The organism is Pseudomonas gozinkensis (genome assembly GCF_014863585.1).
Classification (GTDB): domain Bacteria; phylum Pseudomonadota; class Gammaproteobacteria; order Pseudomonadales; family Pseudomonadaceae; genus Aquipseudomonas; species Aquipseudomonas gozinkensis.
Window position 1 is genome coordinate 2,858,080 of the sequence record NZ_CP062253.1, and the last position, 12,779, is coordinate 2,870,858.

A 12,779-nucleotide genomic window follows, 5' to 3' on the forward strand; every position below is an offset into this window, starting at 1 on the left:
GCTCGCGTATTGATTAAAAAATCCCTTAACGCCTTGTTATTCAAGGTGTTGACGGTTGATTCAATACGCCTGGAATCAACCCGGTTTTTCCCCTGTAACAGGTGTTCGAATTTTTTTGAAAACCCACGACCGAAGCACGCTCAGGAGAGTCCCGATGACTGTTCGTCACAGCACCAACGCCACGCTTCCCATCAGCTACCTGTTCGTCCCCGGCAACCGGCCGGAGCGTTTTTCCAAAGCGGTCGAAGCCGGGCCGGATGCGATCATTCTCGACCTCGAAGATGCCGTTCATCCGAACAGCAAAGCCGTGGCCCGGGCATCGATCTGGGCCTGGCAGCAGAGCACGCCCGAAACCGCCTGCCAGCGTTACATCCGGCTGAACAGCGTCGGTAGTTCGCTGTTTCGCCAGGACATGACCTGGCTGGGCGACATGCGCTACCCCGAGCGCTGCGCGGGGATTTTCCTGCCCAAGGCTGAATGCCCCGAGAGCCTGTCGCTTGTGGTCGAGCGCTTGCTGAAGTGGAACCCCGAGCTGCAAATCGTCGCCATCATCGAGACCGCCAAGGGCCTGCATCAGGTCGAGGCGATTGCGGCGATTCCCGGGTTGGCACGGCTGGCATTCGGTTCGCTGGATTTCTCCCTGGACATCGACTGCAGCCAGATTCCCGAGGCGTTTCTGTTCGCCCGCAATCGCATCGTGCTGGCTTCGCGGGTGGCCGGTTTGCCGGCGCCCATCGATGGTGTGACCCCGGCCATCAGCGACATGGCGGTGGTCGAGCGCGACTCGCGTTACGCCCGGTCGCTTGGGTTCGGCGCCAAGCTGTGTATCCATCCTGCGCAAATCACTACGGTGCAGAAAGCCTTCCTGCCCAACGCCCGCCAACTGGCGTGGGCGGACCGGGTCCTGAACGCGGTGGCGGGGGGCAGTCACGCGGTGCAAGTCGACGGCGAAATGGTCGATCTTCCGCTCATCGAGCAGGCCCAGCGCCTGCGGGACATGGCCAGCCAGTACGCGCTTGTTGCCAACGCGGATGCCTGTTGAAACCGGGGGTGAATCATGGGACATGGTTACCAGATTGCCCTGCGTGCGCTGTGCGACGTGCGGCAATCCGAGCAGGTCGATCCGCTCAACGTGCAGCGCCTGCGCGAGGCGATCATCCAGGCCGGGCACTGGCTCGAACCGATCATCGTCGAGCGCTCCCGAGGCATCGTGATGGACGGCAATCACCGGTTCAACGCGGCGCGGGCACTGGGGTTGAAACGCGTGCCGTGCATCCAGCTCGACTACGCCGACCCACGCGTCTGTGTGCGCCACTGGCAAACCGGGCAGGCGTTCGAAGTGGCGAAGATTTTCACCACCATCGAGCGCGGCGAGTTGTTCCCGTACAAGACCACCCGGCACGCGTTCGACCCTGCGCTGCCTGTGGTCTCCATCCCGTTGCAATGCCTGTATGACTGACCGGCGCCGGAGGGTGGGTTTGACCAACCCATCCTCCGTCGTTTCCTGCTCCGGGCGATCCGCTCAAAAAAATATTCGGCCACGCTGATACTTTTTTGATTGTCGACTGGCAAATAGGAGTCATTACCATTTTCAGCCACTCGAGAAGGACCCAATCGTCATGTCTGTTGCAAGCCGACCCTGCAGTGAACGCGCACTCACACTGGCCATTCGCACCGCGATGCTGAGTTCAATTCTGGCCGCAGGAAGCGCCACTGCCTGGGCAGCAGACCCCAAGCAATCCGAGCAACAGGACGCCGTCGCCACCGAAGGGCTGACGCTGGACACCACCAACGTCAACGCCCGCTACAACGGCGCGACTGCACTGCCGGAAGTCCTCGCCGGTGGCCAGGTCGCCCGTGGTGCGCGGCTCGGGATGATGGGCAACAAGGACGTGATGGACACGCCGTTCAGCGTGACCAGCTACACCGCCAAGACCCTCGCGGATCTGCAAACGGTCACGGTTGCCGATGCGCTGGAACGCGACCCATCGGTGCGCTCCACCGGGCAGACCGGCGGGATCGTCGATTCGTTTTTCATCCGTGGATTTGCGATAGGCGAGGGCAACCTCGGCGAGCTGGCCTATGACGGTGTGTACGGTGTCGCGCCCAACTATCGGGTGTTCACCGAATACGCCGAGCGCGTCGAAGTGCTGAAAGGACCGGGCGCGCTGATGTACGGGATTTCGCCCAACAGCGGCGTCGGCGGCGTGATCAACATCGTGCCCAAGCGCCCGCTGGCCGAAGACCTGACCCGCTTCACCGGCAGTTACGCATCGGACTCGCAAGTGGGCGGGCATCTGGACATCAGTCGGCGTTTCGGTGACGAAAACCAGTTTGGCGTGCGTTTCAACGGCAGCCTCCAGGGTGGCGACACCGCGGTGGATGATCAGCAAAGGGACCTCAACATCGGTGCCATCGCCCTCGACTATCAGGGCGAGCGCTTGCGTCTGAACCTGGATTTCATCAGCCAGAAAGAGAGCTTCGATGCGGCCTCGCGCCCGTTCACCATCGCGCCGGGCGTCGAGGTTCCATCGGCGCCGAATGGCCGCACTAACCTGCCGCAGGACTGGGGCTGGTCCGACACCAAGGAGCAATCGGCCTTGCTCGGCGGCGAGTATGACCTCAACGATAACCTGACGGTGTTCGCCCACGCCGGTGGCGGTCGCTCGGACGTCAAGCGCATGTCCGACCAGGTGCCGCGAATCCTCAACGACGCCGGTGACACGAGCAACATCCCCGGTTACTACAAATTCAACGTCGACCGCTCGACGGCTGACGTGGGGATGCGTGCGCTGTTCGCCACCGGCCCGGTCACCCACACGACTACGGTCATGGCGACCCGTTACCAGGACGAGTTGTCCCGAGGCATTAACAACGGTACGGCAATCAGCTCGAACATCTACCACCCGGTGGACGTGCCGAAGCAGTACATCAACTCGCCGAAAGTGCTGCGCATTTCCGAATCGGAACTGTCCGGCATCGCGTTGACCGACACTCTGGGTTTTCTCGATGACCGGATTCAGTTGACCCTCGGCGTGCGCCGTCAGGACATCGAGTCGCGTAACTACAATGCATCGGGTTCGGTCAGTTCCCGTTACGACGACAGCGCGACCACACCGCTGGCGGGCGTGGTGGTCAAACCGTGGGAAGACGTTTCGCTGTACTACAACTACGTCGAAGGCCTGAGCAAGGGCGACATCGCTCCCGGCACCGCGGCCAACTCCGGCGAAACCTTCGCACCTTACAAATCCAAGCAGCACGAAATCGGTGTGAAGTACGAACACGGTACGTTCATGACGACTCTGGCACTGTTCCAGATCGAGAAGCCGAGCGGTGAAATCGGCGCCGGAAACGTGTTCTCGGTGCAGGCCGAACAGCGCAACCGTGGCGTCGAGTTGAGCATGTTCGGTGAAGTCGCGCCGGGCACTCGCCTGATGGGCGGCGTGACCGTGCTCGATGGCGAACTGACGGATTCGGCCACCGCAGCCAACCGTGGCAACAAACCGGTGGGCGTGCCGGATGTTCAGGCCAACCTCTGGGCCGAGTGGGATACACCGTGGGTCGAAGGTTTCACCCTGACCGGCGGCGCGATCTACACCGACAGCCAATACGTCAATCAGGCCAACACCCAGGAGCTGCCTTCCTGGACCCGCGTCGACGCGGGCGCTCGCTACGCCACCAAGATCGAAGGTCGGCCGACGACGTTCCGCGCCACGGTGCAGAACGTGTTTGATCGTGAGTACTGGTCGGGTGTGGCGTCCTACGGCGCGTTCTCCCCGGGCTATCCGCGCACATTGCAGTTGTCGGCGACCGTCGACTTCTGATCAGGGGGCGCACTGTGAGGTGCGCCTTCTATATATAGCTACGCACAGCGGTTGATCACAGAGCCTTCATGGAAAAGGAGTATTCGAATGTTAACCAGCCCGGCATCGACTTCCTCTGGTACGCCATTGCCGATCCCGAAAGGCCAGCGGGCCTTCGATTTCGAGCGCAGCACCAATGAGCATATCCGTGAGCTGCTGCATTATTACGGGCTGCGCACCAGCCTGATCCGGATCAAGGTGATCGATGCGTTGCTGGTTGCCGCACGGGAAGGGCGCGCCGTTGGCGGGCGCGGGGTGCATGGGTATCTGCAGGCGTTTGTCAGCGGCATTCAGTTCATCAGCGTCAGGGAAGTGCTCAAGCGTTTGTGCGAGGAGGGCGTCATCGTGTTTCAGCCCGACAAAAGCTATCGTTTTACCGGCGAGGCCTACGCGATGCTGGAGCAGCATGCCGATCGATGAATGATCGCGTTTGCCGTTCTGATCCAAACCACCTGTTCGCAGGTGGTTTTTTCGTTGGGGGCCGTCAATCCTGATTCGCGGAAAACGTTCGATCACCGCACGGCCAAACCTTCGTCCAATTGCCCGATCCTGCATGCCGGCGTACTGTGATCGGTGAACCATCCGTGATCACACAATAAATACAAGATCGAGTGCCCTGCCCATGGACAGCCGTCTGCTGAGCGACCGCAGCAGCGTGTTTCGCCACGCTGACCCGTATGCCGTCTCCGACTATGTGAACCAGCACGTCGGCCAGCATTTCATCGGCCTGTCCAAAACCACCCACCCGCAAGCCAGCCTCAATCACCGCAAACTCGCCGACCTCGATCTGTGCCGCATCAGCTATGGCGGCAGCGTTCGCGTGACGTCGCTGGCGCTGGAAACCGTGTATCACCTGCAAGTACTGCTGCAAGGCAATTGCCTGTGGCGCGGGCACAAACGTGAGCATCATCTGGTGCCGGGCGAATTGTTGTTGATCAACCCGGACGATCCGGTCGACCTGACCTATTCCGACGATTGCGAGAAATTCATCCTCAAGGTGCCGGTCAGCGTGCTGGAGTCGGTGTGCGACGAGCAGCGCTGGCTGCATCCTGCGGGCGGCATCCGTTTTCTGCGCAATCATTACCGGCTCGACGAGCTGGAAGGGTTTACCAACCTGCTGGGCATGATCTGCCAGGAAGCCGAAGCCAGTGATCCGTTGCTGCGGGTGCAGGAGCATTACGCGCAGATCGTCGGCAGCAAACTGATCTCGCTGATGAACACCAACGTCAGCCGTGAATGCCTGAGTTCGCCGAGCGTCAGCTTCGAGCGGATCCTCGACTATATCGAGCGCAACCTGAAGCTGGATCTGCCCGCCGAACACCTCGCGGCCCAGGCAAACATGAGCCCGCGGTCACTCTACACCCTGTTCGAACGCCAGCTCGGCGTGACTCCGATGCAATACATCCGCCAGCGCAAGCTGGAACGCATTCATGCCTGCCTCAACGACCCGAGCTGCCCGGTGCGCAACCTCACCGAACTGGCGCTGGACTACGGCTTCCTGCACCTCGGGCGTTTCTCCGAAAGCTATCGCCAGCAGTTCGGCGAGTTGCCATCCGTGACCTTCAAGCGCCGCCACTGAATTCCCGCCCCGAAACAATCTGAAGCACCTGCCGCACCATCCTGCACAAAACGGATAGCGCTCTGCAGGATTCGGATATTGCCGCCCGCGTTGCCTCCCTAATCTGACCTGGCCTGAACAATAACAATGGAGGCCCCGGCCATGTCCCTGGGAATCGACTACCTCAATGCCATGCTTGAAGAGGACCCCGAGAAGGGTGCCTACCGCTGCAAGCGGGAGATGTTCACCGATCCGCGGCTGTTCGAACTGGAGATGGCGCACATCTTCGAAGGCAACTGGATCTACCTCGCCCACGAAAGCCAGATCCCCAACGCCAACGACTTTCTGACCCTCACCATGGGTCGCCAACCCGTGTTCATCGCCCGCAACAAGGCCGGTGAACTCAATGCCTTTCTCAATGCGTGCAGCCATCGCGGCGCCATGCTTTGCCGGCACAAGTCCGGCAACCGTTCCAGCTATACCTGCCCGTTCCACGGCTGGACGTTCAACAACAGCGGCAAACTGCTCAAGGTCAAGGACCCGAGCGAGGCCGGCTATCCCGAAGGCTTCAACTGCGAAGGCTCCCACGACCTGACCAAAGTCGCGCGTTTCGAGTCCTATCGCGGCTTTCTGTTCGGCAGCCTGAACGCCGATGTGAAAACCCTCGCCGAGCACCTGGGCGAGTCAGCCAAGATCATCGACATGATCGTCGATCAGTCCCCCGAAGGCCTGGAAGTGCTGCGCGGTTCCAGTTCCTACATCTATGAAGGCAACTGGAAACTCACCGCCGAAAACGGCGCCGATGGCTATCACGTCAGCTCCGTGCACTGGAACTACGCCGCCACCCAGAACCAGCGTCAGCAGCGCGACGCCGGCGAAGAAATCAAGACCATGAGCGCCGGCAGCTGGGCGAAGAAGGGCGGCGGTTTCTACTCGTTCGACCACGGCCATCTGCTGCTCTGGACCCGCTGGGCCAACCCCGAGGATCGTCCGGCTTACGAGCGCCGCGATGAACTGGCCCGGGACTTCGGCCAGGCCCGCGCCGACTGGATGATCGAGAACTCGCGCAACCTGTGCCTGTACCCCAACGTGTACCTGATGGATCAGTTCAGCTCGCAGATCCGCATCGCCCGGCCGATTTCCGTCGACAAGACCGAGATCACCATCTACTGCATCGCCCCCAAAGGCGAAAGCGCGGAAGCCCGAGCCAAACGCATCCGCCAGTACGAAGATTTCTTCAACGTCAGTGGCATGGCCACCCCTGATGATCTCGAAGAATTCCGCTCATGCCAGACCGGCTACGGCGCCGGGCGCGGCTGGAACGACATGTCCCGTGGCGCGACCCATTGGGTCGAAGGTGCGGACGCGGCGGCCGAGGAAATCGACCTCAAACCGTTGCTGTCCGGCATGCGCACCGAGGACGAAGGCCTGTTCGTGCTGCAACACAAGTACTGGCAGGAAACGATGCTCGAGGCCGCTTCGATCGAACCGAATCTGATTCCTGTGGAGGCCGTGTGATGAACAACCTCTACGACGCCGTGCGCGATTTTCTCTACCGCGAAGCGCGCTATCTGGACGACGGCCAGTGGGATCAGTGGCTGGAACTCTACGCCGCCGACGCCAGTTTCTGGATGCCGGCCTGGGACGACCACGACACCCTGACCGAAGACCCGCAGAGCGAAATCTCGCTGATCTGGTACGGCAACCGTGGTGGCCTCGAAGACCGGGTATTCCGGATCAAGACCGAGCGCTCCAGCGCCACCATTCCCGACACCCGCACCTCGCACAACCTCAGCAACATCGAGATCGTCGAGCAGGGCGGAGGGCAATGCCAGGTGCGCTTCAACTGGCACACCCTGAGCTTTCGCTATCAGGTCACCGACAGTTATTTCGGCACCAGCTTCTACACCCTCGACCTGCGCGGCGAACAGCCGTTGATCAAGGCCAAGAAAGTCGTGCTGAAGAACGATTACGTCCGCCAGGTCATCGACATCTACCACATCTGATCGAGACGGCGGCGAGCCGGGCTCGACGCTGTGAGCGAGGTGCACCATGAGTTTCCAGATCGCACTGAATTTCGAAGACGGGGTGACCCGTTTCATTGAGGCCGCCGGCCACGAAACCGTTGCCGACGCGGCCTACCGCCAGGGCATCAACATTCCGCTGGACTGCCGCGACGGCGCCTGCGGCACCTGCAAATGTTTCGCCGAGGCCGGGCGTTACGACATGGGCGACAACTTCATCGAAGACGCCCTGAGTGAAGACGAACTGGCCCGGGGTTTCGTCCTGACTTGCCAGATGCGCGCCGAAAGCGACTGCGTGGTGCGGGTGCCGGTCGGCTCGCAGGTGTGCAAGACCGAACAGGCGAGTTACCTGGCGTCGATCAGCGATGTCCGGCAGCTCTCCGAGAGCACCATCGCGCTGTCGCTCAAGGGTGAATCCCTGAGCAAACTGGCGTTCCTGCCCGGTCAGTACGTCAACCTGCAAGTGCCGGGCAGCGAGCAATCCCGCGCCTATTCCTTCAGCTCGCTGCAGAAGAACGGCGAGGTCAGTTTCCTGATCCGCAACGTGCCTGGCGGCCTGATGAGCAGCTTCCTCACCGGGCTGGCCAAGGCCGGCGACAGCCTGAATCTCGCCGGGCCGCTGGGCAGCTTTTACCTGCGCGAAATCAAGCGGCCGCTGTTGCTGTTGGCCGGCGGCACCGGGCTGGCGCCGTTCACGGCGATGCTGGAGAAGATCGCCGAACAGGGCAGCGAGCACCCGGTTCACCTGATCTACGGCGTGACCAACGATTTCGATCTGGTCGAGCTTGACCGCCTCGAAGCCTTCGCTGCGCGCATCCCGAATTTCAGCTTCGGCGCCTGCGTGGCCAATCCGCAGAGTCAGCACCCGCTCAAGGGTTACGTCACCCAGCACATCGAGCCGCGCCACCTCAACGAAGGCGACGTCGACGTGTACCTGTGCGGCCCGCCGCCTATGGTCGAGGCCGTCAGCCAGTACATCCGCGAGCAGGGCATCACGCCGGCGAACTTCTACTACGAGAAATTCGCGGCGGCCTGAATCTTCTTTTTGAATTGCGAGGTTGTCATGAACAAGAGATTCGCCAACAAGGTCGCGCTGGTCACCGGCGCGGCGCAGGGCATCGGTCGCCGGGTTTGCGAGCGATTGCTGGAGGAGGGCGCGCAGGTCATTGCCGTCGACCGCTCCGAACTGGTTCACGAGCTGCAAGGCGAGGGCGTTCTGTCACTGACCGCTGACCTTGAGCAATACGCCGGTTGCGCCCGGGTGATGAGCGCCGCCGTCGATACGTTCGGGCGCCTGGATGTGCTGGTCAACAACGTTGGCGGCACCCTTTGGGCCAAGCCGTTCGAACACTACGAAGTCGAGCAGATCGAGGCCGAAGTCCGCCGCTCGTTGTTCCCGACGCTGTGGTGCTGCCACGCCGCCTTGCCGTACATGCTCAAGCAGGGGCGCGGCGTAATCGTCAATGTGTCGTCGATTGCGACCCGCAGCCTGAACCGCGTTCCCTACGGCGCGGCCAAGGGCGGGATCAATGCACTGACTGCCTGCCTGGCCTTTGAAAACGCCGAGCGCGGGATCCGGGTCAACGCCACCGCGCCCGGCGGCACCGAAGCGCCGCCCCGACGCATCCCGCGCAACAGCGCCGAACAGTCCGCGCAGGAACAGGCCTGGTATCAGGAAATCGTCGCGCAAACCCTCGATAGCAGCCTGATGAAACGCTACGGAAGCATTGACGAACAGGTCGGCGCGATCCTGTTTCTCGCCTCGGACGACGCCTCTTACATCACCGGCGTGACCCTGCCGGTCGGTGGCGGTGACCTCGGTTGATCACGCTTGAATGGACACTGAAATGAACCGGATCCTGATTGAAAACCTGTCGGCGATCATCGTCGACCTGCCGACCATCCGCCCGCACAAACTGGCGATGCACACGATGCAGAACCAGACGCTGGTGATCCTGCGCCTGCGTTGCAGCGACGGTATCGAAGGCATCGGCGAAGCCACCACCATCGGCGGCCTGGCCTACGGCTACGAAAGCCCGGAAAGCATCAAGGCCAACCTCGACGCACACCTGGCGCCGGCGCTGATCGGCATGGACGCGGACAACATCAACGCCGCGATGCACAAGCTCGACAAGATCGCCAAGGGCAACACCTTCGCCAAGTCCGGTATCGAGAGCGCCTTGCTGGATGCCCAGGGCAAACGCCTCGGCCTGCCGGTGAGCGAACTGCTCGGCGGCCGGGTCCGCGACAGCCTTGAGGTGGCCTGGACCCTGGCCAGCGGCGACACCGCCCGCGATATCGCCGAGGCCGAACAGATGCTGGAAGCGCGGCGGCACCGGATCTTCAAACTGAAGATCGGCGCCAACCCGCTGGAGCAAGATCTGAAACACGTGGTGGCGATCAAGAAAGCCCTGGGCGAGCGCGCCAGTGTGCGGGTCGACGTCAATCAGTACTGGGACGAATCCCAGGCGATTCGCGGCTGTCAGGTGCTCGGTGACAACGGCATCGACCTGATCGAGCAGCCGATCTCGCGGGTCAACCGTTCCGGGCAGATTCGCCTGAATCAGCGCAGCCCGGCGCCGATCATGGCCGACGAGTCCATCGAAAGCGTCGAGGATGCCTTTAGCCTGGCCGCCGACGGCGCCGCCAGCGTCTTCGCCCTGAAGATCGCCAAGAACGGTGGTCCGCGCGCCGTATTGCGCACCGCACAAATCGCCGAAGCTGCCGGCATCGCCCTGTACGGCGGCACCATGCTTGAAGGCTCCGTCGGCACCCTGGCCTCGGCGCATGCGTTCCTCACCCTCAGGCAATTGACCTGGGACACCGAGTTGTTCGGCCCGCTGCTGCTGACCGAAGACATCGTCACCGAGCGTCCGCAGTACCGCGACTTCCACCTGCACATTCCACGCACCCCGGGCCTGGGCCTGACGCTGGATGAAGAGCGTCTGGCGCGTTTTCGCCGGCACTGATTCCTTAAGGAGAACGCCATGCTGTTCCACGTAAAAATGACCGTGAAATTGCCCGCCGACATGGACCCGGCCGTTGCCACAAAACTCAAGGCCGACGAGAAGGAACTCGCCCAGCGCCTGCAACGCGAAGGCCAGTGGCGCCACCTCTGGCGCATCGCCGGGCACTACGCCAATTACAGCGTGTTCGACGTGCCCAGCGTCGAAGCGCTGCACGACACCCTGATGCTGCTGCCGTTGTTTCCCTACATGGAGATCGAGATCGATGGCCTCTGCCGCCACCCCTCGTCGATCCACACCGACGACCGCTGAGCCTAAAAAATGAATCCACCGCGGAAACCTGTGGGAGCTGGCTTGCCAGCGATAGCGATCGATCAGTGGCCATCCACGTTGAATGACACACCGCAATCGCTGGCAAGCCAGCTCCCACAGGGAATGTGGTTGATCCGTGAGAGCTGAGTAAACACAACAACAAGATGAGGTGAACACCATGACCGTGAAGATTGCCCACACTGCCGAACTGCAAAAATTCTTCGAAGAAGCCGCCGGTTTCGCCAACGATGGCGGCAGCTCGCGCTTGAAAACCATCGTCCTGCGGGTGTTGCAGGACACCGCCCGGATCATCGAAGACCTAGAGATCAGCGAGGACGAGTTCTGGAAAGCCGTCGATTACCTCAACCGCCTGGGCGGCCGCTCGGAAGCCGGGTTGCTGGTGGCCGGGCTCGGTCTCGAGCATTTCCTCGACCTGCTGCAGGACGCCAAAGATGCGCAGATCGGCCTGACCGGCGGCACGCCGCGCACCATCGAGGGCCCGTTGTACGTGGCCGGTGCGCCGTTGTACGAAGGTGAATGCCGGATGGACGACGGCAGTGAAGAGGGCATCGCCACGCTGATGTTGCTCGAAGGCCAGGTGTTCGATCCGCAGGGCCAGCCACTGGCTGGTGCCACGGTCGACCTGTGGCACGCCAACACCAAGGGCACGTACTCGTTCTTCGACCAGAGCCAGTCCGAATACAACCTGCGCCGCCGGATCATCACCGACGCCGAAGGCCGCTACCGCGCCCGCAGCATCGTGCCGTCCGGTTATGGCTGCGATCCGCAGGGCCCGACCCAGGAATGCCTCAACCTGCTCGGCCGCCACGGCCAGCGCCCGGCTCACATTCACTTCTTTATTTCTGCGCCGGGGCATCGGCACCTGACGACGCAGATCAACCTGTCGGGGGACAAATACCTGTGGGATGACTTTGCGTATGCGACCCGTGAAGGGTTGGTCGGGGAGGTCGAGTTTTTGGAGGATGCGGCGGGACGTCGGGCCGAATTGAAATTCGATTTTCAGTTGCAACAGGCGCCGGATTCGGCGGCCGAACAGCGCAGTCAGCGGCCAAGGGCGTTACTGGAATACTGATCCTGCAGGCGCTGATCGGAATTGAACAACTGCGCAAAAAGTTGCGCAGTTGTTCGTAATAAAATCCCTCTGTAAGCCGCTGGAGGCCTTGTAGATCAAGGCCTTCAGCCAAGTGCGCAAGAAGTTGCACAGCACTGCGCAACTTCTTGCGCACTTTTTCGCTGTTTCCTACAGAAAAAATCGAAAAAACCCCACTCGGACTTGGTAAACCCTTGATGGGTAATGGCCATGTGATAGCTGGCACGACTTTTGATAACTCCTTCGCCACCTGGGCAGGCAATCACGCCGTCCGGTCCTGTCTTTTGAGCAAGGAGCACACCCCATGGCAACACCAGCGTACATGTCGGTTACCGGCGAAAAACAAGGCCTGATCACTGCCGGCGCTTTCACCGCCGACTCCGTTGGCAACACCTACCAGGAAGGTCACGAAGACCAGGTCATGGTTCAGGCGTTCACCCACGACGTGATCATCCCGCGTGACCCGCAATCCGGTCAGCCAACCGGTCAGCGCGTTCACAAACCAGTTGTGATCACCAAGGTCTACGACAAGGCTTCGCCACTGCTGCAAGCAGCTCTGACTTCCGGCGAGCGCATGAGCGAAATCGTTATCCAGTGGTACCGCACTTCGGCGCAAGGCACCCAAGAGCACTACTACACCACCAAACTGGAAGACGCGATCATCGTCGCCATCAACAACAAAATGCACAACTGCCAGGATCCAGGCAACGCGCACTTCACCCACCTGGAAGAAGTGCAGTTCACCTACCGCAAAATCACCTGGACCCACGAAGTCTCCGGTACTTCGGGTTCCGATGACTGGCGTGCTCCAGTCGTTTAATTACGGCTGATCGCTTTACTGTCTCGGCCGGCGCTGCTGGCCGAGATCATGAATTTCAAAAGAATTTTTTGCCGCCAGATCCTTAGCGATCTGGCGCGCATCGCAGCACAGCACGAGGGACAAGG

At 61.4% G+C, this 12,779-nt stretch carries 13 protein-coding genes; all 13 read left to right on the forward strand.

What is annotated here, in order from left to right; all coding sequences use genetic code 11:
* Positions 1-154: 154 nt before the first annotated feature.
* The 13 genes from IHQ43_RS12610 (at position 155) to IHQ43_RS12670 (ending at position 12,654) form a co-directional block, all read left to right on the forward strand.
* Positions 155-1,042 (forward strand): HpcH/HpaI aldolase/citrate lyase family protein, encoded by an 888-nt coding sequence (locus IHQ43_RS12610; RefSeq protein ID WP_192564618.1) that lies wholly within the window; start codon positions 155-157, stop codon positions 1,040-1,042.
* A 15-nt stretch (positions 1,043-1,057) separates the two neighbouring features.
* Complete coding sequence (locus IHQ43_RS12615) at positions 1,058-1,459, forward strand: ParB N-terminal domain-containing protein (RefSeq protein WP_192564619.1); 402 nt, start codon at positions 1,058-1,060, stop codon at positions 1,457-1,459.
* A gap of 160 nt (positions 1,460-1,619) precedes the next feature.
* On the forward strand, positions 1,620-3,824 hold the full coding sequence (locus tag IHQ43_RS12620; protein ID WP_192564620.1) for a TonB-dependent receptor: 2,205 nt from the start codon (positions 1,620-1,622) through the stop codon (positions 3,822-3,824).
* 87 nt (positions 3,825-3,911) lie between these two features.
* Entirely contained in the window at positions 3,912-4,283 is a 372-nt protein-coding gene (locus tag IHQ43_RS12625) for a fe2+ zn2+ uptake regulation protein (protein WP_127797827.1), read from the forward strand.
* A 202-nt stretch (positions 4,284-4,485) separates the two neighbouring features.
* Positions 4,486-5,442 (forward strand): AraC family transcriptional regulator, encoded by a 957-nt coding sequence (locus IHQ43_RS12630; protein WP_192564621.1) that lies wholly within the window; start codon positions 4,486-4,488, stop codon positions 5,440-5,442.
* Positions 5,443-5,583: 141 nt separating this feature from the next.
* The gene (benA, locus tag IHQ43_RS12635; protein WP_192564622.1) at positions 5,584-6,939 is read left to right on the forward strand and encodes a benzoate 1,2-dioxygenase large subunit; all 1,356 of its coding nucleotides are present in this window, start codon (positions 5,584-5,586) and stop codon (positions 6,937-6,939) included.
* Positions 6,939-7,427, forward strand: a complete 489-nt coding sequence (gene benB / locus IHQ43_RS12640) for a benzoate 1,2-dioxygenase small subunit (RefSeq protein ID WP_192564623.1) — start codon at positions 6,939-6,941, stop codon at positions 7,425-7,427. The genes benA and benB overlap by 1 nt, the downstream gene beginning before the upstream one ends.
* 46 nt (positions 7,428-7,473) lie before the next feature.
* On the forward strand, positions 7,474-8,481 hold the full coding sequence (gene benC, locus IHQ43_RS12645; RefSeq protein WP_192564624.1) for a benzoate 1,2-dioxygenase electron transfer component BenC: 1,008 nt from the start codon (positions 7,474-7,476) through the stop codon (positions 8,479-8,481).
* A gap of 27 nt (positions 8,482-8,508) precedes the next feature.
* A complete protein-coding gene (locus tag IHQ43_RS12650; protein ID WP_192564625.1) occupies positions 8,509-9,270 on the forward strand; it encodes a 1,6-dihydroxycyclohexa-2,4-diene-1-carboxylate dehydrogenase in 762 nt (253 codons plus the stop codon).
* A gap of 22 nt (positions 9,271-9,292) precedes the next feature.
* The gene (locus IHQ43_RS12655) at positions 9,293-10,414 is read left to right on the forward strand and encodes a muconate cycloisomerase family protein (protein ID WP_192564626.1); all 1,122 of its coding nucleotides are present in this window, start codon (positions 9,293-9,295) and stop codon (positions 10,412-10,414) included.
* A gap of 18 nt (positions 10,415-10,432) precedes the next feature.
* The gene (gene catC / locus IHQ43_RS12660) at positions 10,433-10,723 is read left to right on the forward strand and encodes a muconolactone Delta-isomerase (RefSeq protein ID WP_085747494.1); all 291 of its coding nucleotides are present in this window, start codon (positions 10,433-10,435) and stop codon (positions 10,721-10,723) included.
* 178 nt (positions 10,724-10,901) lie between these two features.
* Positions 10,902-11,816 (forward strand): catechol 1,2-dioxygenase, encoded by a 915-nt coding sequence (gene catA, locus IHQ43_RS12665; protein WP_192564627.1) that lies wholly within the window; start codon positions 10,902-10,904, stop codon positions 11,814-11,816.
* Between the two features lie 322 nt (positions 11,817-12,138).
* Positions 12,139-12,654 carry an Hcp family type VI secretion system effector gene (locus tag IHQ43_RS12670; RefSeq protein ID WP_007949952.1) on the forward strand — a complete coding sequence of 172 codons (516 nt, stop codon included), beginning with the start codon at positions 12,139-12,141 and terminating at the stop codon, positions 12,652-12,654.
* The last annotated feature ends 125 nt before the right edge of the window (positions 12,655-12,779 follow it).

Bases quoted from the DNA above. Each gene is read 5' to 3' on its own strand.
- IHQ43_RS12610 (WP_192564618.1), top strand. From the start codon at position 155: ATGACTGTTCGTCACAGCACCAACGCCACGCTTCCCATCAGCTACCTG.
- IHQ43_RS12615 (WP_192564619.1), top strand. From the start codon at position 1,058: ATGGGACATGGTTACCAGATTGCCCTGCGTGCGCTGTGCGACGTGCGG.
- IHQ43_RS12620 (WP_192564620.1), top strand. From the start codon at position 1,620: ATGTCTGTTGCAAGCCGACCCTGCAGTGAACGCGCACTCACACTGGCC.
- IHQ43_RS12625 (WP_127797827.1), top strand. From the start codon at position 3,912: ATGTTAACCAGCCCGGCATCGACTTCCTCTGGTACGCCATTGCCGATC.
- IHQ43_RS12630 (WP_192564621.1), top strand. From the start codon at position 4,486: ATGGACAGCCGTCTGCTGAGCGACCGCAGCAGCGTGTTTCGCCACGCT.
- benA (WP_192564622.1), top strand. From the start codon at position 5,584: ATGTCCCTGGGAATCGACTACCTCAATGCCATGCTTGAAGAGGACCCC.
- benB (WP_192564623.1), top strand. From the start codon at position 6,939: ATGAACAACCTCTACGACGCCGTGCGCGATTTTCTCTACCGCGAAGCG.
- benC (WP_192564624.1), top strand. From the start codon at position 7,474: ATGAGTTTCCAGATCGCACTGAATTTCGAAGACGGGGTGACCCGTTTC.
- IHQ43_RS12650 (WP_192564625.1), top strand. From the start codon at position 8,509: ATGAACAAGAGATTCGCCAACAAGGTCGCGCTGGTCACCGGCGCGGCG.
- IHQ43_RS12655 (WP_192564626.1), top strand. From the start codon at position 9,293: ATGAACCGGATCCTGATTGAAAACCTGTCGGCGATCATCGTCGACCTG.
- catC (WP_085747494.1), top strand. From the start codon at position 10,433: ATGCTGTTCCACGTAAAAATGACCGTGAAATTGCCCGCCGACATGGAC.
- catA (WP_192564627.1), top strand. From the start codon at position 10,902: ATGACCGTGAAGATTGCCCACACTGCCGAACTGCAAAAATTCTTCGAA.
- IHQ43_RS12670 (WP_007949952.1), top strand. From the start codon at position 12,139: ATGGCAACACCAGCGTACATGTCGGTTACCGGCGAAAAACAAGGCCTG.